The sequence below is a fragment of the Kribbella antiqua genome, assembly GCF_004345665.1.
Taxonomy (GTDB): Bacteria; Actinomycetota; Actinomycetes; order Propionibacteriales; family Kribbellaceae; genus Kribbella; species Kribbella antiqua.
In genome coordinates this window covers 384,895-402,803 of record NZ_SLWR01000010.1, presented here as the reverse complement: position 1 = coordinate 402,803, position 17,909 = coordinate 384,895, and the positions used below count along the sequence as shown (strand labels likewise).

Genomic DNA, 17,909 nt, shown 5'->3' with positions numbered 1-17,909 from the left:
CGCTTCAAGATGAGGTCTCCCACCGGGTTAACCGGGTAAGGCCCCCAGTAGACCACTGGGTTGATAGGCCAGAAGTGGAAGCACGGCAACGTGTGTAGCTGACTGGTACTAATAGGCCGAGGGCTTGTCACACACCCACCCACGTGGTGGACAACACAGGCTCGATGACTGCGCTGCAAAGTAACTCGCGTTCACTGTACGGTTCCCGAAATACGGTCAACCCCAGCAACCAACACCGAAGGGTGTTGTGACTGTGCAGGATGGTTGGTTGATATTTTGATAGAGTTTCGGTGGCCATAGCGTCGGGGAAACACCCAGTCTCCATTCCGAACCTGGAAGTTAAGCCCGACAGCGCCGATGGTACTGCGACCGGGAGGTCGTGGGAGAGTAGGACGCCGCCGGACATTCACACTGTTAAGGGCCACCCCCACGGGGTGGCCCTTAACATTTGTATCGGCAACTGGCGTGCACCGCGTAGGCGCGTGAACACGCGAGCACACCGACCATTGCCCGAAGGACAAGTTCTGCGTTCCTGTACGCCGTTGACCTCCTTCTACCGTTGACCTCCTCTTACACAGCCCTGGAGCTCTCCTGCACAGCCTCGGAGCTCTCCGCATAGTCCTGGGCTCTTCTGGATAGCCTTGGACCTGCCGTCAAACAGGTGCGAGTTCCTCCCATGGGCCCCGAACTCTGTCCCAGGCCGGCGCGAGCCGTGGCTCGAGCGGATGTCGGCGGGGTGACATGACGACCGCTGCGCGTGACGCTTGGGCGGGGTGGTGGGCTGGATGTCTGGGTGTGGGGGTTGCGGCGGTACCTTTGTTCTTTGTCCTTGTACTGCAGTTGGTTGCAGCACGCCCGCTCGATCGAGCAACAAGCACCCTTAGGAGTCAACGTGGCGACGCCACCTCGCAATCCTCGCTCCGGCTCGGGGGACCGTCGCGGTTCCTCCGGAGGCAGCGGCCGTTCCGGTCGCGCCGGTGGCGGGCGGTCGGACTCCGGCAGCGGTCGTTCAGGGTTCGGTGGGGACCGCTCGGGTTCCGGTGGGCGTTCAGGCTTCAGCGGCGGGAGCTCTGGCGCTGGTCGGTCCGGGGGTACTGGCGCTGGTCGTTCTGGTGGCACCGGCGGCACTGGCGGCGGGCGTTCCGGTGGTACTGGCGGTGGGCGCTCGGGTGGTGCCGGCGGCGGGGCTGGTTCCGGCGGTGGGCGGTCGTCCGGTGGTTTCCGGGGTGCTTCGAGCCGTGGTGACGCCCCGAGGACGGGTGGGCCGCGTGGTGCTTCCGGTGGAGCCGGGCGCGACGAGCGCTCGGGCGATCGTGGCGACAACCGGCGTGGGTTTGCCGGGGCTCGGCGGGACGACAAGTCCGAGCGGGATCCGTTCGGTGGTCAGATGTCTGGTCGTGGACCGCGCGACGAGCGCGGAGACCGTGGCCGGGGAGCTGGTCGGGACGACCGGTCCGGCGGCTACCGGCGTACTGACAGCCGTGACGACCGCTCCGGCGGCGACCGGGGCGGCTCCCGTCGCGACGACCGCGCGGGCGCAAGCGGCGGCTACCGCCGCGATGACCGAGGCGGGCGCGATGACCGCGGTGGACGCGATGACCGCGGTGGACGCGATGACCGCGGTGCACGTGACGAGCGCAGCGGGCGGGGTGACTTCCGGCGCGACGACCGATCGGCGCGCGATGAGCGCGGCGGGTTCCGGCGTGACGAGCGCGGTGGTCGAGACGACCGCACCGGCGGACGTGGCGGGTACGGGCGCGATGACCGTGGTGGACGCGATGACCGTGGCGGATACGCGGGCAGCGAGCGCGCCGGACGGGATGACCGCGGCGGCTACGGCCGCGACGAGCGTGGTGGGCGCGATGAGCGCGGCGGATACGGCCGCGACGAGCGTGGTGGACGCGATGAGCGCGCTGGGTACGCGCGGAGCGCGGGTGCTGGGCGGGATGACCGCGGAGGTTACGGGCGCGACGAGCGTGGTGGGCGGGGCGACGCCCGGCCGGCGCGGGATGAGCGCGGTGGGTTCCGGCGGGATGAGCGTGGCGGTCGGGATGACCGTGCGGGTGGACGTGGCGGGTACTCGCGTGATGAGCGGGCGGGTGGTCGTGGGGACCGTGGGCCGGCTCGTGGGGCTGGGCCTGCTCGGGGCGAGCGGGGTGCGTTCCGTCGGGATGAGCGGGGTGGTGACTCCCGCGCGGGTGGACGTTCCGGTCCGCGGCGTGATGAGCGGGATGAGCGCGGTGGTGGGCGTGGCGGCTTCCGGCGGGACGAGCGTCGGGACGAGGAGAAGGCTGGACCGCGCCGCGATGATCCGCCCATTCCGGAAGGGATCACCGGGGCCGAGCTCGATCGGTCGGTGAAGGCCGAGCTGCGGTCCCTACCGCGAAGCCTGGCTGATCTGGTCGCACAGCACCTGGTGGCATCTGGGCGCTTCCTCGACGAGGACCCGGAGCGCGCGTATCTGCACGCCCGGACGGCTCGGCGGCTAGCCGCACGGCTTGGCGGCGTACGTGAGGCTGTGGCGATCACGGCGTACCTGGCTGAGCACTACGACGAGGCGCTGACGGAGTTCCGGGCAGTACGGCGGATGACCGGCAACCATGAGGTACTCGCGATGATGGCGGATTGCGAGCGGGCGCTCGGCCGGCCGGAGAAGGCGCTCACGCTGTCGCAGGACAAGCACGCTCGGGACCTGTCCGAGGCGACGCAGATCGAGCTGCTGATCGTTGCGGCCGGAGCACGGCGCGACATGGGTCAGACGGCGGCGGCGATCCAGACGCTCGACGTGCCGGAGCTGACCAAGCGGACGCGGGCTGAGTGGCTGCCGCGCCTGCGTTACGCGTACGCCGACGCCCTCGAGGCGGCCGGCCGGACCGAGGACGCGCTGATCTGGTTCCACCGCGCCGCGGGTGCCGACGCCGAAGCCTCCACCGACGCCGCCGAACGCGCGGCCAAGCTCGAGGGTCTCGAGTTCACCGACCTCGACGAGGACGACGAAGACGAAGACGCGTACGACGAGCACGACGCCGAGGACGCCTACGAGACCGAGGACACGGACAACGCCGCCGAAGACAGCGACGAGTCCGAGGACGTCGAGGACAGCGACGCCGACGCGGAGGACGCGTATGACGCCGGCGAGGACACTGACGACGTCTACGACGACCAGGACGAGGCCGACGCCGAGGATCCGGACGACGACGTCGAGGACGCGGACGCTGGCGAGCCCCCTGAGGGCGCCTACGGCGCGGAGGACGACGTCGAGTACAGCGACGACGGCGACGTTGCGGATCGTGTGGACGAGGGCGCTGCGGATCTCGCCGTAGAGGATGAGGACGTTAACGCGGACCTCGACGGTGTTGTGGATGACGCGCTGGACGGTGAGATCGATGTGACGGAGGGGAAGAGCGGGAAGTCCGAGGGGTAGGACGGCGCGCTCTTCGGCCGCCGGGTTCAGCTCGGGCGAGGAGAATGGGGCGATGGCGGAGAGTGTGAGCGTGTGGACCGGGCCTCTCGGGGCTGATGCGCCGGTTGGCCAGCTGGTGTCGAACGCGCTCACCAAGGGGAGCGCCCGCCTGCATCGAGCAATTCTCATGGTCGAGAAGGGCGAGGACGACGCGATCCACCAGGTGCGGGTGTCCTGCCGGCGATTGCGGAGCGACCTGAAGCTGTTCCGCAAGCTGCTGGCAGGAAGCTGGGCGCAGGAGCTGCGGACGGATCTCGCCGCGCTCGCGAATGCCTGCGGTGAGGCCCGCGACCTCGAGGTGATCGCCGCGCTGGTGCGCGAGACGGCCAGCAGTGAAGAGGATCAGGAGCACGTCGAGACGATCCTGACGACGCTGACCGTAGGCCTGGATCGGGCGGCGGCGAGGTCCAAAGACGTGGTGACTGGAGACAGTACGACGTTGCTACTGGAGACGGTGGAAGCCGTCTCCGCGGCGCCGGAGCTCAAGCCAAAAGCCAGCAAGCCCTGCAGCGACGTACTGCCCGAGCTGCTGAAAGCGGCCGACCGCACGTTCTCCCAGGCGGCCGACAAGCTCAAGCCCTGGACGCCCGACGACGACTGGCATGAGGTACGCCTGCTGGCCAAGAGACTCCGGCACGCCGCCGACACCAGCGCAGCGGTCCTCGGAGACGAAGCCAAGGAAACCGCCACCCACGCAGCCAAGTACCAGGAGCTCCTAGGCCAGCACCAGGACCACTGCGCCGCCGCAGACGCTCTGACCGCGATGGCCGCGGACGCAGCCGCGCAAGACGACCCAGAGCTCTCCTTCACCCTTGGCCGGCTCACTGAGCGCCACCGCGCCGCCCGCAAGCCCCTCCGCGAGGAGTTCCTCAGCCTCTACCACCGCCCGTAGCTACAACGTCCGGAACAGCAGCCCCACCCGCGGCTTCGGTCCGAATGACGTCGCCTTCTGCGGAAGTACGACGCCTCGCGCGGCAGACCGCCGTACCTGGTCCAGTCGGGGGGCTGCGAGCTCCACAGCCGCCTGCTGAGGTCCAGCCAGGGCCAGTGCGTCTGCCAGGGCGTGATGGAAGCTGATGTCCGCCTCGACGACGCCCCAGGCGGGCAGCAACAAGTCATGGAGCATTGCGACCGTCGGAGCCTCTTGGCCGCGCGTAGATCGCAGCGTCACCCAAGTGGACCCGTCAGTGACAGCAATCCGGTCCGGCACGCCCTCTACACGACCAGGCAGCACCTGCCAGCCCTCGGGCGTACGCTCCCGGACGGTGGCGAGGTCCAGACCCGGTACGACGCGGTGGATAGGGTCCAGGGTGAGTGGGTGGCGGCTGTAGTCGACCAGCATGGCCAAACCGAAGCCTGTGCCTTGCCGAGTCGGTTCACGCCGCTGACGCTCCAGGTACGCCGCGTAGCGGTGGTGGCCGTCCGCGATCAGCGCTTCGTGCGTTGCCAGCCCCGCAGCAATGTCTGCCAGCACAGCCGGGTCGTCTATCCGCCAGATGCGGTGCTGAGCGCCGTTCTCCGTGTCTGCCTCTACCCACGGCTCGCCGGAGCGGGCCGCGTCCACGGCGTCGCTGGCCGCGCCACCGTCGTCGTACGTGAGCAGGATGGGCTCCAGGTCGGCATCCGTCGCCTCCATCAGTTCCAGGCGGTCGTCGACCCAGTGCGGCATGACGTCCTCGTGCGGCAGTACGACGCGCCGCGCCGGATCCAGGCCGAGTGAGCCGACCAGTCCGCACAGTACGGCGTTGCCCAGCTGCTGCTCGTAGACGTACAGCGCGGGCTGCTGGTCCTGGATGACCACACCGGCGCGCTGCCACTCGGCCAGGCGTCGTGCGGGCTCGTCGTACCGGCCGGGACCGAGCTCGGGATCGCGTGGAAGGATGAGCCTCACCATGTTGTGCAGATCAGAGTCAGTCAGCCGCCGGACGATGGCGGGTTCCAGTACGTCGTACGGCGGCGACGTGACGGCGCCGAGCGCGCTCACCTTGCCGGCCACGAACCGCCAGGCGCGCAACGGCTCCAGCCGCAGCACGGTCGCGTCCGAAGATGGCATGGGCGGCATCGTACGGGGGGAAGCATGAGGGTGGAACGAGAAGCGCCCGCGCCGCTCTCGGCGTGTGACGAACCGCTCGCCAGCCGGTACGACGTCGCGCTGCTGGACCTGGACGGCGTCGTGTACGTCGGGCCGGACCCGGTGCCGGAGGCCCCGGAGAACCTGCGCAAAGCGGCCAAGGAAGGCATGCGGCTCGGGTACATCACCAACAACGCGAGCCGGCCGGCGCGGGTGGTGGCCGAGCACCTGGCGTCGTTCGGGCTGGATGTGATCGCCGACGACGTGGTCACCTCCGCGCAGGCGGCGGCGAAGCTGATCGCGGACGAGTTCCCCACGGGCTCGCCGGTGCTCGTGGTCGGCGGCGAGGGTTTGTACGACGCGCTGGAGGAGTACGGGCTGAACCCCGTGCGGAGCAGCGACGCGCACCCGGTGGCCGTCGTACAAGGGTTTCATCCCGAGGTGAACTGGGTGATGCTCGCGGACGGGGCGCACGCGATCAACGAGGGCGCGAAGTGGTACGCGACGAACCTTGATCTGACGATTCCCACGGCCGCGGGGATGGCGCCCGGGAACGGCACGCTGGTGCAGGCGATCCGGGCCGCCGTCGAGGTGGATCCCATCGTGGCGGGGAAGCCGGAGCGGCCGTTGCTGGAGACGAGCATCGAGCGGCTCAACGCCGAGCGCCCGTTGATGATCGGCGACCGGCTGGACTCGGACATCGAGGGTGCGAACGCGGTCGGGATCGCGAGTCTGTGGGTGGCGACCGGGGTGCATGACGCGCACGATCTTGCGCGGGCGCCGAAGAACCAGCGGCCGACGTACGTCGGAGCCGACCTGAGCGCCCTGGCGACGAAGCAGCCGGGAGTGACGGTCGAGGGCGGACGGCACACGTGTGGCGGCTGGACGGCCGAGATCGTCAACCACGCCGTGAGTGTGAAGGGCGAGGGCGATCCGTACGACGGCCTCCGCGCGATCCTGTCGGCGGTGTGGACCGCGGTCGACGCGAAACCGCCGGTGAAGAAGAGCAACAGCCGCGGCCGGCGGCCCCTGCCCAAGCCGGCTCCCGCCCCCGGCTCGATCGCCATCGACGCCGCCCTCCACCGCATCGGCCTCGACAAGTAACCCCGCCCCGCCCCGCCCGCCCCGCCCCGCCCCGCCCGCCCCGGCCGGCTGCCGGCCATTTGGTGGGTTCGCCCATCAAATGGTGGGTTCCCCGCTCGAATACAGGCGGCGAACCCACAAGGTGGTGGGGTAACCCACCAAATGTGGTGGGGGTGGCGGGGGTGGGTGGTATTGGGGCGGGGAGGCGATACCGTTGCTGGAACGAAGCGAGGAGGCAGTCATGGTGATGGACGCACTGCGCGGCTACGTACAACTGGCGAGCGGGCTGACCGAGGTGACCAAGCAGCGGGCCGAGGCGGCCGCGAAGGCACTGCTGCAGCAGACCGGCGCCGACAAGCTGACGTCCGGGCTGACCACCAAGGTCACCGACCTGGCCGACGAGATCGTTGCCACCAGCAAGAGCAACCGTCAGCTGCTGCAGGCGATCGTGACGAATGAGGTCGAGGGCGCGGTCGCGCGGCTCGGCTTCGTCCGCGCCGAGGAGGTCGCCGCGCTGACCCGGCGCGTGCAGACGCTCGAGGCGGAGCTGGCCGCGGCGCAGGCCGGAGCCGGTGCGCCGTCGTCGCCGTCCGGGGACGTGCTGGCCGAGGCCGGGCCCGGTCCGGTGGCGAAGAAGCCCGCCGCCCGGAAGTCCGCGGTGAAGACGACCGCGGTGAAGACGACCACGGCCAAGAAGGCGCCGGCGAAGAAGACCACCGCCAACAAGACCGCGGTGAAGAAGACGGCGAAGAAGGCGTGACGTGACCGAGCACCCTGGCGAGCAGTTCCCACCGGACGTCGACCCCGACGTCGAGCCGGGCTTCGAGCCGTACCCGTCCGAGGAAACCCCGCACCACCACCCCGACTACGACACCGAACCTGCCCCGCAGAACGAGTACGCCGAGGAGTCCGCTCCCTCGTACGACGTCGAGCCCGGCGGAGACTCACGCGAGACCGACATCGAGGGCGAGTCGTACGGCGGAGAGTTCGGCGCATCCGAGTCGTACGGCGGAGGGTCGTACGGCGCAGGGTCGTACGGCGGAGGGTCGTACGGCGGCGACGAGCAGCCTGCTCCGGTCGAGGAACCAGCCGCCGTGGAACTGGCGGCCGAGGAACTGGCGGCCGAGGAATCGGGCGCCGAAGAACCGGGCGCCGAAGAACCGGCCGCAGACGAGCCGGCGGCGCATGTGGATCCGGCCGAGGTGGAGTTCGGGCCGGAGTTCGCGCGGGCCCCCGGCGAGGAGCACGAACACCGGTACGCCGCGGAGTCCGCCGTACCCGAGCACGAAGCCGGGGAGTCCGCCGTACCCGAGCACGAAGCCGGGGAGTCCGCCGTACCCGAGCACGAAGCCGGGGAGTCCGCCGTACCCGAGCACGAAGCCGCGGAGTCCGCCGTACCCGAGCACGAGGAAGCCGAGGAGGCCGAGCCGGAAACTGACGACCCGGCGTCGGACTACGCGGACGAGGAGGCGGGGCATCCGCTGGTCGAGGAGACGATGGCGCGGCTGGATGAGTTGCGGGATCGGCCGGTGGCGGAGCACGCGGAGGTGTACGCGGATCTGCATGAGCGGTTGCAGAGTGCGCTGGTGGAGGCGGACGCCGAGCACGGCGACCGCGCCTGACCGGACACCGTGGCCAAGGGAGTCAAGCGGTCGCGGCTCGATGCCGAGCTGGTACGACGCGGCCTCGCCCGCTCTCGGGAGCACGCGAGCGACCTGATCGCCGCCGGCAAGGTGAAGATCTCCGGCACCGTCGCCACCAAGCCTGCGACCGGCGTAGCAGCCGACGCGCCCATCGTCGTCGACACCTCCGACACCGACGACCCGAACTACGCGAGCCGCGGCGCACACAAGCTGATCGGCGCCCTCGAAGCCTTCCCCGGCGTACAAGTCAAAGGCCGCAGAGCCCTCGACGCAGGTGCCTCCACCGGCGGCTTCACCGACGTACTGCTCCGGAATGAAGTAGCCCACGTGATCGCAGTCGACGTCGGCTACGGCCAGCTCGTCTGGTCGCTGCAGACCGACGATCGCGTCACCGTCATGGATCGCACCAACGTCCGCACCCTCACCCTCGACGACATCGGGGGCGAACCGGTGGATCTCGTCGTCTCCGATCTCAGCTTCATCTCGCTCACGCTCGTCCTGCCCGCGCTGATCGGGGTGGTGACGCCGGACGGCGATCTGGTGCTGATGGTGAAGCCGCAGTTCGAGGTCGGCAAGGAGCGGCTCGGCAAGGGTGGCGTCGTCCGTGACCCGGAGCTGCGGGCCGACGCCGTACGCGCGGTGGCGGCCAAGGCGACCGAGCTAGGTTGGGGAATCGAAGGCGTGGCGGCCAGTCCGTTGCCTGGTCCGTCAGGAAATGTCGAATACTTCCTGTGGATACGCCGATCCGCACCGCCTCTCGATGAGACGATGCTCCAAACCGCGATCGAGAGCGGTCCACAGTGAGAGGTAGGACGTAGGTGGCCGAGGACCAACAGCAGCCCGAGCCGCGGCGCGTGCTGCTGGTGACCCATACCGGGCGGGAGCTGGCGGTCGAGGTGGCGCGCGAGGCGCACCGGCTGCTGACCGGTGCCGGGATGCAGGTCCGGCTGCTCGGCGACGAGGCCGAGGCGCTGAAACTCGACCCGGCCGAGATCGTCGACGACCACGAGAAGGCGGCGCTGGACGTCGAGCTGATCATGGTGCTCGGCGGCGACGGTTCGATCCTGCGCGGTGCCGAGCTTGCCCGGCCGCACGGTACGCCGGTGCTCGGGGTGAACCTCGGTCATGTCGGCTTCCTGGCCGAGGCCGAGGTGGACGACCTGGAGCGGATCGTCCAGGTGGTCGTCGACCGCAGCTACACGGTCGAGGAGCGGATGACGCTGGCCGTCGAGGTCCGGCTGGACGGCGACCTGATCTTCGACACCTGGGCGCTCAACGAGGCGAGTGTGGAGAAGGCGGCCCGCGAGCGGATGCTCGAGGTGCTCGTCGAGGTGGACGACCGTCCGCTGTCCCGCTACGGCTGTGACGGTGTCGTCGTCGCCACGCCTACCGGCAGTACGGCGTACTCGTTCTCGGCCGGCGGTCCGATCGTCTGGCCTGAGGTGGAGGCGATCTTGATGGTTCCGCTGAGTGCGCACGCGTTGTTCTCGCGGCCGGTCGTGGTGGCGCCGACCTCGCGGCTGTCGGTCGAGCTGGTTCCGTCGTGGCATGGTCGTGGCGTGCTGTGGTGCGATGGCCGGAGGATGGTCGAGGTGCCGCCGGGCGCCGAGATCGAGATCCGGCGCGGCAAGACTCCGGTCCGGCTGGCGCGGGCGCACACGGCGCCGTTCACCGACCGTTTGGTGGCGAAGTTCGACCTCCCCGTGCTTGGCTGGCGCGGCGCCGCCGAACGCAAACGCAACGGCAAGGCCAACGGACAACAGGAGACCTAGAGATGCTCTCGGAGATCCGCATCACCGGGTTGGGCGTGATCGAGGACGCCACGCTGGACCTCGATCCGGGGTTCACCGCGGTCACCGGTGAGACCGGCGCCGGTAAGACGATGGTCGTGACCGGCGTGAACATGCTGCTCGGCGGCCGGGCGGACAGCGGCCTGGTGCGGCACGGCACCCGCCGGGCGCGGGTCGAGGGCCGGGCCAGCTCGGTGCCGAAGTCGATCGTGCAGCAGGCCGAGGACCGCGGCGGCGAGCTGGACGACGACGAGCTGCTGATCGCCCGCGAGCTCTCCTCGGAGGGGCGTTCCCGGGCCTTCCTCGGTGGCGCGTCCGTACCGGTCTCCGTGCTGGGCGAGGTGACCGGCGACTTGGTCGCCATCCACGGCCAGGCCGATCAGTGGCGGTTGCTCCAGCCGGCGCGGCAACGCGAGACGCTCGACGCGTTCGCGGGCAAGGCGGTGCTCGTCCCACTGCAGGAGTACGCCGCCGCGTACAAGCGGCATCGTGACGTCGAAGCCGAGCTGACCGAGCTGACCACGCGCCAGCGTGATCGTCTCGCCGAGGCGGATCTGCTCCGCTTCGGCCTCGACGAGGTCGCGAAGGCCCAGCCGTTGCCAGGCGAGGACACCGAGCTCGCCGCGGAGGAGGACCGGCTCGCGTACGCCGATGGCCTCCGTACGGCGGCGACGACAGCAGCCGACGCACTGGCATCCGACGAGGGCCTCGACTCCACCCGCCCGAACGACGTACTCGGGCTACTCGCTCTGACGAAACAGGTCCTCGACGCCGAGCGCCAGCACGACCCGAAGCTGGCCGAGCTCGCGGATCGGGCCGGCGAACTCGGTTATCTCGCCGCCGACCTTGCCGGTGAGCTTTCGTCGTACGCCGCTGACGTCGACACCGACCCGGCACGGCTCGCGGTCGTGAGCGAGCGCCGGTCGCTGCTGACCGGTTTGATCCGCAAGTACGGCGCTGAGCAGGGCACGGTGGACGAGGTCCTGGACTGGGTGAAGCGGTCCGCGACCCGGCTGGCCGAGCTCGACGGAAGCGACGAGCGGGTCGAGCACTTGACCGCGGAACTCACTGAACTGGACGCGAAACTCAACGACCTGGGTCAGCAGATCCGCGCGGCGCGCGTCGAGGCCGCCGAGCGGCTCGGCGTCGCGGTGTCGGAGGAGCTGACCGGTCTGGCGATGCCGCACGCGAAGCTCTCGGTCGAGGTGCACGAGACCGCGCGCGGGCCGTTCGGGATCGACGAGGTCGAGTTCTGCTTCGCGGCGAATCCAGGCAGCCCGGCGCGGCCGTTGCAGAAGGCGGCGTCCGGTGGTGAGTTGTCCCGGGTGATGCTCGCGCTCGAGGTGATCCTGTCCGACACGCACAAGATCCCGACGCTGGTGTTCGACGAGATCGACGCCGGGATCGGCGGCCGGGCCGCGGTCGAGGTCGGCAAGCGGCTGGCCCGGCTGGCGGAGAAGGCACAGGTGATCGTGGTCACGCACCTACCGCAGGTCGCCGCGTTCGCCGACCGTCACGCTGTGGTGCTGAAGAGCGACGACGGCTCGGTCACCACCAGCGGCCTGGTCGCGCTCGACGACGACGCCCGGCTGAAGGAGCTGTCCCGGATGATGGCCGGCCTGGAGAACTCCGACGCCGCCCAGGCCCACGCCGAGGAACTACTCGCGCTGGCGGCCGAACGCCGTACGAAACCCAAGCGGAAGAAGCGCTGAACCTCAGCCGCGTTTGATGCCGCCACCCTGCTTGGTATCCACCCTGCCACCGGTGGCGGGACGCTCGCCGTTGCCAGTAGCAGGACGCTCGGCGTTCGCGCGCAGGGTGTCATAAGCCGCTTGGGCTCCGTGGACCCGGTCGAGAAGTGCCCACCGGAGCTCGTGGAAGTTGGTCGCCCCGAGTGCCTCGGGCTGACGGGTCATTTCCTCCGGGCTCATCTCGAAGACCGTCCTGGCCCATTGCTCGACCCGAGCGGCTCGCGACCTCTCAGCTGCCTCCTCCGACTCCGCCACCGCCGGACCGACCACCGAGCTGCCTGCGGGCGCCAGACCGGACATCATGCGCCTGGCAGTTTCCAGTTCGGGGTCGAGGGCCGGACGCTTGGGTGTGTCTGCCATCACTGCTCCGTTCGGGTTGAAATCCCGCTCGACGCTATCCAGGCCCAGGGGTCACGCGTCGTTCGAAAGGATGATTTGACGCACAGTCACCAGGATTTCCGTGCGTGATTGCGGGCGTGCGAGGGTAAATGAACCGGCAGGGGGCTCTTGACATGGCAGGATGAGAGCGCGATGAAACTGCCCAGCCTGCGGAGAGCACGACCCACTGAACTGCCCGGGATCGCCGGAGTGGTCCGGCTCGATCGCCGTACCAAGAATCTCACCAAGCGGCTGAAGCCGGGCGAGATCGCGGTCATCGACCATGTCGACCTGGACCGGGTCAGCGCCGAGGCGCTGGTCGACTGCCGGGTCGCCGCGGTGGTGAACGTGGCCGACTCGATCAGCGGCCGCTACCCGAACCTCGGCCCGGAGATCCTCGTCGAGGCCGGCATCCCGCTGGTCGACGGCGTCGGCCGTGAGGTGTTCGCGACCCTGCACGAAGGCGAGCGGGTCCGGCTGCACGACGGCGCGCTGTACCGCGGCGAGGAGGTCGTCGCCAAGGGCATCTCCCAGGACAGCACGACCGTCGCCGAGTTGATGGACGACGCCCGCGCCGGCCTGTCCACCCAGCTCGAGGCGTTCACCGCCAACACGCTGGAGTACCTGCGCCGCGAACGCGATCTGCTGCTCGACGGTGTCGGCGTACCGAACATCCATACGCCGATGGACGGCAAGCACGTGCTGATCGTGGTCCGCGGGTACGACTACCGCGAGGACCTGGTCGCGCTGCGCTCGTACATCCGCGAGTACCGGCCGGTGCTGATCGGCGTCGACGGCGGCGCGGACGCACTGGTGGAGAACGGCTACGTGCCGGACCTGATCGTCGGCGACATGGACTCGGTCAAGGACGAGACGCTGAAGTGCGGTGCCGAGGTGGTCGTGCACGCGTACCGCGACGGCCGTGCGCCCGGCTCGGAACGACTCGAGCGCCTCGGCGTGGATTCGATCGAGTTCCCGGCCGCCGGCACCAGTGAGGACGTCGCGATGCTGCTGGCCGACTCCAAGGGTGCCTCCCTGATAGTTGCCGTCGGCACCCATAACTCGCTGGTGGAGTTCCTCGACAAGGGCCGCGCCGGAATGGCGAGCACCTTCATCACCCGGTTGCGGGTCGGTGCCAAGCTGGTCGACGCCAAGGGTGTCGGCCGGCTGTACCGCAGCCGGGTCTCGACGTTCCAGGTGGTCGCGCTGGCCGTGGCCGGCCTGTTCGCACTCGGCATGGCGTTGGTCGCGATCGGCGCCGACGACGTGCTCTGGTCGATCCTGCGGGCGCGCTGGAGCGACTTCGTCTACTGGATCCGGGAGCTGTTCACGTGATCGACTTTCGCTACCACATCGTCTCGATCGTGGCGATCTTCTTCGCCCTGGGCGCCGGTGTGGTGCTGGGCGCCGGCCCGCTGAAGGGCACCGCCAGTGAGGTCGTCGCGAGCCAGGCCGAGAAGGACCGTGAGCAGCTCGCCGACACCCGGCAGGAGCTGACCGACCTGAAGGCGCTGGACAAGTACCGCGACGACTACGTCGCCAAGGTCACGGCGGGACTGACCGACGGCAAGCTGACCGGCAAGCACGTCGCCATCGTCACGATGCCGAACGCCGACGGCGACATGACCAACGCGCTGCAGGATCAGGTCGAGCAGTCGGGCGGTCAGGTCACCACCCGGGTGACGCTGGACAGCAAGCTGTTCGACGCCGGCCAGCGTCAGCTGGTCGAGTCGCTGGTGACTCAGCTCGTCGTCGCCGACATCGACTTCCCCGCGGACAGTACGACGTACCAGCGCGCCGGGCTGATCCTGGCCCGCGGGATCGCGGCCAAGGAGGAAGGCAAGACCGCGGACGCCGACTCGACCAAGGTCATCAGCGGTCTGACCGGGTCGAAGCTGCTGTCGGTGAAGCCGTCGCAGGTCAAGGACCGGGCCAGCCTGATCCTCGTGGTCGCGGCCAAGCCGCCGACGCCGGCGCCGGACAACTCGTCGTACAACGATCCGGTCGACTTCATCGAGGGCCTCGACCAGGGCAGCGGCGGGGTAGTGGTCGCCGGGACGCCGGAGTCCGCGCAGAACGGCGGTCTGCTCAAGACCTTGCGGAGTGACTCCGACGCCACCAAGATCGTTTCCTCGGTGGACGTGGCCAACCTCCCCGCGGGACAGGCGACGGTCGTCTTCTCGCTGGCCGAGCAGGCGGGCGGCAAGGCGGGGCAGTACGGGGCCATCGACGCGAAGAACGGCGTTGCGCCGTCGGCCGTACAGACAAAGGACAACTGACGTGGGAATTCTGAGCGCTGCCGTCGCGGCAGCCGCCACCGCCGCGCTCGAGCGGGCCGCGGCGAAACTGCCCAAGGAGAACCGGGAACCGTTCGAGCGAACCAACCATCGCGGCGAGCCGGTCACCCTGCTCGAAGGTCCGGTCGCGGTGCTGGGCGCGCTGGCCGGCGTCGCGGCATCGCGGTCTGACGGCAAGGTGAAGGCAGCGGCGCTCCTGGCGGGCTCGGTCTCGGGCGCCGTCGGTGCGTACGACGATCTGCGCGGAACCACGCAGGCAAAGGGCTTTCGGGGACACCTCAGCGCTTTGAAGCGTGGCGAGGTGACGAGCGGTGCGGTCAAGATCCTCGGCGTCGGTGCCGCCGGCCTGGCTGCCGCCGCACTGTTGCCGCGGAAGTCTTCGGGTGTGAAGGCCGTGGCCGGGATCGTTGCCGACGGCGCCTTGATCGCCGGTACGGCGAACCTCACCAACCTGCTGGATCTTCGGCCGGGACGCGCGCTCAAGGCGGTCACCGCGGTGAACGCCCCACTCGCGGTCGTCAGTGGTCCGGCCGGCGCGGTCGTCGGCGCGGCCGCCGCTTCGGCTCCGTCGGAGCTCGGTGAGCGCTCGATGCTCGGCGACTGCGGGGCGAACGGCCTGGGCGCGATCACCGGTACGGCGCTGGCCGCGTCACTGCCGAGGCCCTTGAAAGCCCTGGCTCTGGCTGCGGTCGTCGGTCTCAACCTCGCCAGCGAAAAGGTCAGCTTCACCAAGGTCATCGCCGGCAACCCGGTCCTGGACAAGATCGATCAGTGGGGCCGACGGCCCAAGTGAGCGAAGACGGCTCGGGCGCCCCGCGCCCAGCCGGCGCCGAGGGCGCGGGGGTGCGCATCGCGCGGGCCGCACTGATTGTTGCCGCGGTCACTGTGCTGGCCCGGGTGGTCGGCTTCGGCCGGTGGCTGGTCTTCTCGAAAACCGTCGGTGCGGGCTGTCTTGCCGAGGCCTACGCAACGGCGAACCAGTTGCCCAACGTGCTGTTCGAGATCGTCGTCGGTGGTGCGCTGGCCGGTGCGGTGATCCCCGTGCTGGCCGGGCCGGTGGCTCGCGGAGACCGGGACGCGCAGGGCCGTATCGTCGGCGCACTCTTGACGTGGTCTGTGGTGTTGCTGGCGCCGTTCGCCTTGCTGGCTTGGCTTTTGGCGTCCACCTATACCGACGCGATGCTCGACTCGGGCCCGGAGTGCGGCGGCTCGGCATCCACCGCCACCCGCATGCTGATGATCTTCGTGCCACAAGTCTTCGGCTACGCGATCACGGTGATCGCCACAGCCGTCCTGCAGTCCCACAAGCGCTTCGCCGCAGGCGCATTGGCTCCGCTGATCTCCAGCCTGGTCGTCGTCGCCACCTACCTGCTCTTCGCTGCTGCTGCCCCTGAGGCCGACGCAGCGTCGCGGGGAGCTGCCGATCTCCTCGCCTGGGGTACGACGGCCGGTGTCGCCGCCCTCGCTCTGACTGTGCTCGTGCCGATGCTCTTCCTGCGGATCCCCATCAAGCTGACGCTGCGACTCGACCCAGGCGTCGGTCCGGTACTACGGAAACTCGCACTGGCCGGTCTCGCCGTACTGATCGCGCAGCAGTTCGCCTTCCTTGTCACCACGTACTTGGCGAACCACAGAGGTGTTGCCGGCAGCATCGCGGTCTACACCTGGGCCAACGCGGTCTATCTGCTCCCGTACGCCGTACTCGCCGTTCCCATCACCACAGCGGTCTTCCCGCGCCTGGCTGCGGCGTTCGAGTCGGCGGAGCGCTTCGACTACTACGCAGCCACGTCGACGCGGGCTGTGATGCTGGCCGGCGGCGCCGGGGCCGCGTTGCTGGCTGGCACCGCTGTCCCGGTCGCGAGGATCTTCGCGTACGACGGTGGCGCCGTACAGGAAGCGCAGGCGTCGTCGCTCGGCAATGGGCTCATCGCCTTCGCCCCTGCGGCTATTGGCTTTGCAGTGCTGATGCACCTCGGCCGCGTGCTCTACGCGCGACACGCTGGACGCCAGGTCGCTGTGGTGACCTCAGGCGCTTGGGTGCTGGTGGCTGTGGCCGGTGTGGTGCTGACAGCTCAGTGGGATGCGGTGCCGGCGTTGGCCGCCGCTATGTCGGTCGGCATGGTGCTCGGCGCTGTCGCCCTCCTGCTGGTCCTGCGCCGCGAGGCTGGACCAGCTGTGCTCGACGGAGTGCCGCGTGCTCACGTTGTTGCGCTGGTGGGCGCCGTACTGGCAGGTGCTGCGGGCTGGGCGGTCGCGCTGCCGGCCGACGACGCCGGACTGGGCATGTCGCTCGTATTCTCGGTGCTCTCAGGCCTGGCGGTCGTCATCGTGTACGCCGTCGTCGTACTGGCACTGGATCGTCAAGACGCTCGCGCACTACTACACCGAGGACGGATGCCATGAGGATCGGCCTGCTACTCGCGGAGTCGCGAGGCGGGATCGGGCAGCACGTCGCCTCCCTGGTGCCGCGCTTCGTCAGCGCCGGCCACGAGGTGGTCGTCTGCGCTCCACCCGGTACGGCGGAACACTTCGACTTCGGTGACGCGACAGTCGTCACACAGGCCCCAGCACTCCGCGGCACCGACGTGGTCCACGCTCATGGCTACCGCGCGGGCATGACGGCTTTACGCGACCGGGCGCGGCTACGACCGCTCGTAGTCACCTGGCACAACGCGGTGATCGCTCCAGGTCCACGCGGCATCGTGATGCGGCTCGGCCAGCGGCTGGTAGCCAAGGGCGCCGACCTGACTCTAGGGGCCTCCAGCGACCTCGTAGACCTCGCCAAGAGCCTGGGAGCCCGCGACGCGCGGCTGGCTCCAGTAGCGGCTCCGGCCATCCCAGAAGCCCACACATCGCGTGAGGAGGTACGGCGGGCTCTCGGCCTCACCGACGAGCCCCTCGTGCTGTCAATCGGCCGACTGGCACCGCAGAAGGACTACCCGACACTACTGTCCGTAGCAGCCCTTGTGCGGGAGTCCAACCCGGACGTGGTGTTCGCGATCGCCGGAGACGGCCCGCTGCGCGACAACCTGCAGGCACGCATCGATGCAGAGCAACTGCCGGTGCGGCTGCTCGGACACCGCTCCGACGTGGCCGACCTGCTTGGGGCGGCGGACATCTTCCTGCTGACCTCTCACTGGGAAGCGCGGGCTCTGGTGATTCAGGAGGCGTTGCAAGTCGGCGTACCGGCGGTGGCTACGGCGGTTGGCGGCGTACCCGAGTTGGTCGACGACAGCGCCGTACTGGCGTTTCCTGGCGATGCGGACGGGCTGGCCGACGGCGTACGGGCGGTGCTGGCGGAGCCGGAAACGGCGAACGCTATGCGGACGCGCGGCCGGGAGTTGGCCGCGAAATGGCCGGACGAAGACGCGGTGGCGAAGAATCTGCTCGACATCTACGCGGGTCTCGTCGCGACCAGGGGTTGACAAGAGGT

The 17,909-nt window shown here is 69.5% G+C and carries 16 protein-coding genes and 2 rRNA genes; 16 read left to right on the top strand and 2 right to left on the bottom strand.

From position 1 onward, the window contains the following. The 5 genes from EV646_RS28350 to EV646_RS28330 form a co-directional block, all read left to right on the top strand. Nucleotides 1–132, top strand: a 23S ribosomal RNA gene (locus tag EV646_RS28350); the annotation flags it as partial. A gap of 154 nt (nucleotides 133–286) precedes the next feature. Next, nucleotides 287–404: ribosomal RNA gene (gene rrf, locus EV646_RS28345) — 5S ribosomal RNA — on the top strand. Between the two features lie 864 nt (nucleotides 405–1,268). Next, nucleotides 1,269–2,360 carry a hypothetical protein gene (locus EV646_RS28340; protein ID WP_132153843.1) on the top strand — a complete coding sequence of 364 codons (1,092 nt, stop codon included), beginning with the start codon at nucleotides 1,269–1,271 and terminating at the stop codon, nucleotides 2,358–2,360. Next, a complete protein-coding gene (locus EV646_RS28335) occupies nucleotides 2,357–3,424 on the top strand; it encodes a hypothetical protein (RefSeq protein ID WP_241996381.1) in 1,068 nt (355 codons plus the stop codon). The genes EV646_RS28340 and EV646_RS28335 overlap by 4 nt, the downstream gene beginning before the upstream one ends. A 52-nt stretch (nucleotides 3,425–3,476) precedes the next feature. Beyond that, nucleotides 3,477–4,355 carry a CHAD domain-containing protein gene (locus EV646_RS28330; protein WP_132153841.1) on the top strand — a complete coding sequence of 293 codons (879 nt, stop codon included), beginning with the start codon at nucleotides 3,477–3,479 and terminating at the stop codon, nucleotides 4,353–4,355. Here the strand turns inward: EV646_RS28330 and EV646_RS28325 are convergent, their stop codons facing one another. Beyond that, the gene (locus EV646_RS28325; RefSeq protein WP_132153839.1) at nucleotides 4,356–5,516 is read right to left on the bottom strand and encodes a DUF1015 domain-containing protein; all 1,161 of its coding nucleotides are present in this window, start codon (nucleotides 5,514–5,516) and stop codon (nucleotides 4,356–4,358) included. 24 nt (nucleotides 5,517–5,540) lie between these two features. Between EV646_RS28325 and EV646_RS28320 the strand changes: the two genes are divergently transcribed. The 6 genes from EV646_RS28320 to recN all read left to right on the top strand — a co-directional run bounded on the left by EV646_RS28320 (nucleotide 5,541) and on the right by recN (nucleotide 11,762). Then, complete coding sequence (locus tag EV646_RS28320) at nucleotides 5,541–6,638, top strand: HAD-IIA family hydrolase (protein ID WP_132153837.1); 1,098 nt, start codon at nucleotides 5,541–5,543, stop codon at nucleotides 6,636–6,638. A 220-nt stretch (nucleotides 6,639–6,858) separates the two neighbouring features. Beyond that, complete coding sequence (locus EV646_RS28315; protein WP_132153835.1) at nucleotides 6,859–7,377, top strand: polyhydroxyalkanoate synthesis protein PhaF; 519 nt, start codon at nucleotides 6,859–6,861, stop codon at nucleotides 7,375–7,377. A 1-nt stretch (nucleotide 7,378) separates the two neighbouring features. Further along, nucleotides 7,379–8,239 (top strand): hypothetical protein, encoded by an 861-nt coding sequence (locus tag EV646_RS28310; protein ID WP_132153833.1) that lies wholly within the window; start codon nucleotides 7,379–7,381, stop codon nucleotides 8,237–8,239. Between the two features lie 9 nt (nucleotides 8,240–8,248). After that, nucleotides 8,249–9,064: a TlyA family RNA methyltransferase gene (locus EV646_RS28305; RefSeq protein WP_132153832.1), complete on the top strand. Its 816-nt coding sequence runs from the start codon at nucleotides 8,249–8,251 to the stop codon at nucleotides 9,062–9,064. A gap of 14 nt (nucleotides 9,065–9,078) precedes the next feature. Next, nucleotides 9,079–10,032: an NAD kinase gene (locus EV646_RS28300; protein WP_132153830.1), complete on the top strand. Its 954-nt coding sequence runs from the start codon at nucleotides 9,079–9,081 to the stop codon at nucleotides 10,030–10,032. A gap of 2 nt (nucleotides 10,033–10,034) precedes the next feature. Continuing rightward, entirely contained in the window at nucleotides 10,035–11,762 is a 1,728-nt protein-coding gene (gene recN, locus EV646_RS28295) for a DNA repair protein RecN (protein WP_132153828.1), read from the top strand. A 3-nt stretch (nucleotides 11,763–11,765) separates the two neighbouring features. Here the strand turns inward: recN and EV646_RS28290 are convergent, their stop codons facing one another. Then, a complete protein-coding gene (locus tag EV646_RS28290) occupies nucleotides 11,766–12,161 on the bottom strand; it encodes a hypothetical protein (protein WP_132153826.1) in 396 nt (131 codons plus the stop codon). 171 nt (nucleotides 12,162–12,332) lie between these two features. On the opposite strand from EV646_RS28290, the gene steA reads away from it, so the two are divergent. Genes steA through EV646_RS28265 form a run of 5 tightly spaced genes read left to right on the top strand, consistent with a single transcriptional unit; the run spans nucleotide 12,333 to nucleotide 17,901 of the window. Further along, nucleotides 12,333–13,514, top strand: coding sequence for a putative cytokinetic ring protein SteA (gene steA, locus EV646_RS28285; protein WP_132153824.1), 1,182 nt, complete (start codon nucleotides 12,333–12,335; stop codon nucleotides 13,512–13,514). After that, entirely contained in the window at nucleotides 13,511–14,458 is a 948-nt protein-coding gene (locus EV646_RS28280; RefSeq protein WP_132153822.1) for a copper transporter, read from the top strand. Before steA ends, EV646_RS28280 begins: the two co-directional genes overlap by 4 nt. A gap of 1 nt (nucleotide 14,459) precedes the next feature. Beyond that, entirely contained in the window at nucleotides 14,460–15,269 is an 810-nt protein-coding gene (locus tag EV646_RS28275; RefSeq protein WP_132153820.1) for a hypothetical protein, read from the top strand. Further along, nucleotides 15,248–16,879 (top strand): murein biosynthesis integral membrane protein MurJ, encoded by a 1,632-nt coding sequence (gene murJ / locus EV646_RS28270; RefSeq protein ID WP_241996380.1) that lies wholly within the window; start codon nucleotides 15,248–15,250, stop codon nucleotides 16,877–16,879. Before EV646_RS28275 ends, murJ begins: the two co-directional genes overlap by 22 nt. Continuing rightward, the gene (locus EV646_RS28265; RefSeq protein ID WP_132153818.1) at nucleotides 16,876–17,901 is read left to right on the top strand and encodes a glycosyltransferase family 4 protein; all 1,026 of its coding nucleotides are present in this window, start codon (nucleotides 16,876–16,878) and stop codon (nucleotides 17,899–17,901) included. The genes murJ and EV646_RS28265 overlap by 4 nt, the downstream gene beginning before the upstream one ends. Nucleotides 17,902–17,909 lie beyond the last annotated feature (8 nt).

Bases quoted from the DNA above. Each gene is read 5' to 3' on its own strand.
- EV646_RS28330 (WP_132153841.1), top strand. From the start codon at position 3,477: ATGGCGGAGAGTGTGAGCGTGTGGACCGGGCCTCTCGGGGCTGATGCG.
- EV646_RS28325 (WP_132153839.1), bottom strand. From the start codon at position 5,516: ATGCCATCTTCGGACGCGACCGTGCTGCGGCTGGAGCCGTTGCGCGCC.
- EV646_RS28320 (WP_132153837.1), top strand. From the start codon at position 5,541: ATGAGGGTGGAACGAGAAGCGCCCGCGCCGCTCTCGGCGTGTGACGAA.
- EV646_RS28315 (WP_132153835.1), top strand. From the start codon at position 6,859: ATGGTGATGGACGCACTGCGCGGCTACGTACAACTGGCGAGCGGGCTG.
- recN (WP_132153828.1), top strand. From the start codon at position 10,035: ATGCTCTCGGAGATCCGCATCACCGGGTTGGGCGTGATCGAGGACGCC.
- EV646_RS28290 (WP_132153826.1), bottom strand. From the start codon at position 12,161: ATGGCAGACACACCCAAGCGTCCGGCCCTCGACCCCGAACTGGAAACT.
- steA (WP_132153824.1), top strand. From the start codon at position 12,333: ATGAAACTGCCCAGCCTGCGGAGAGCACGACCCACTGAACTGCCCGGG.
- EV646_RS28265 (WP_132153818.1), top strand. From the start codon at position 16,876: ATGAGGATCGGCCTGCTACTCGCGGAGTCGCGAGGCGGGATCGGGCAG.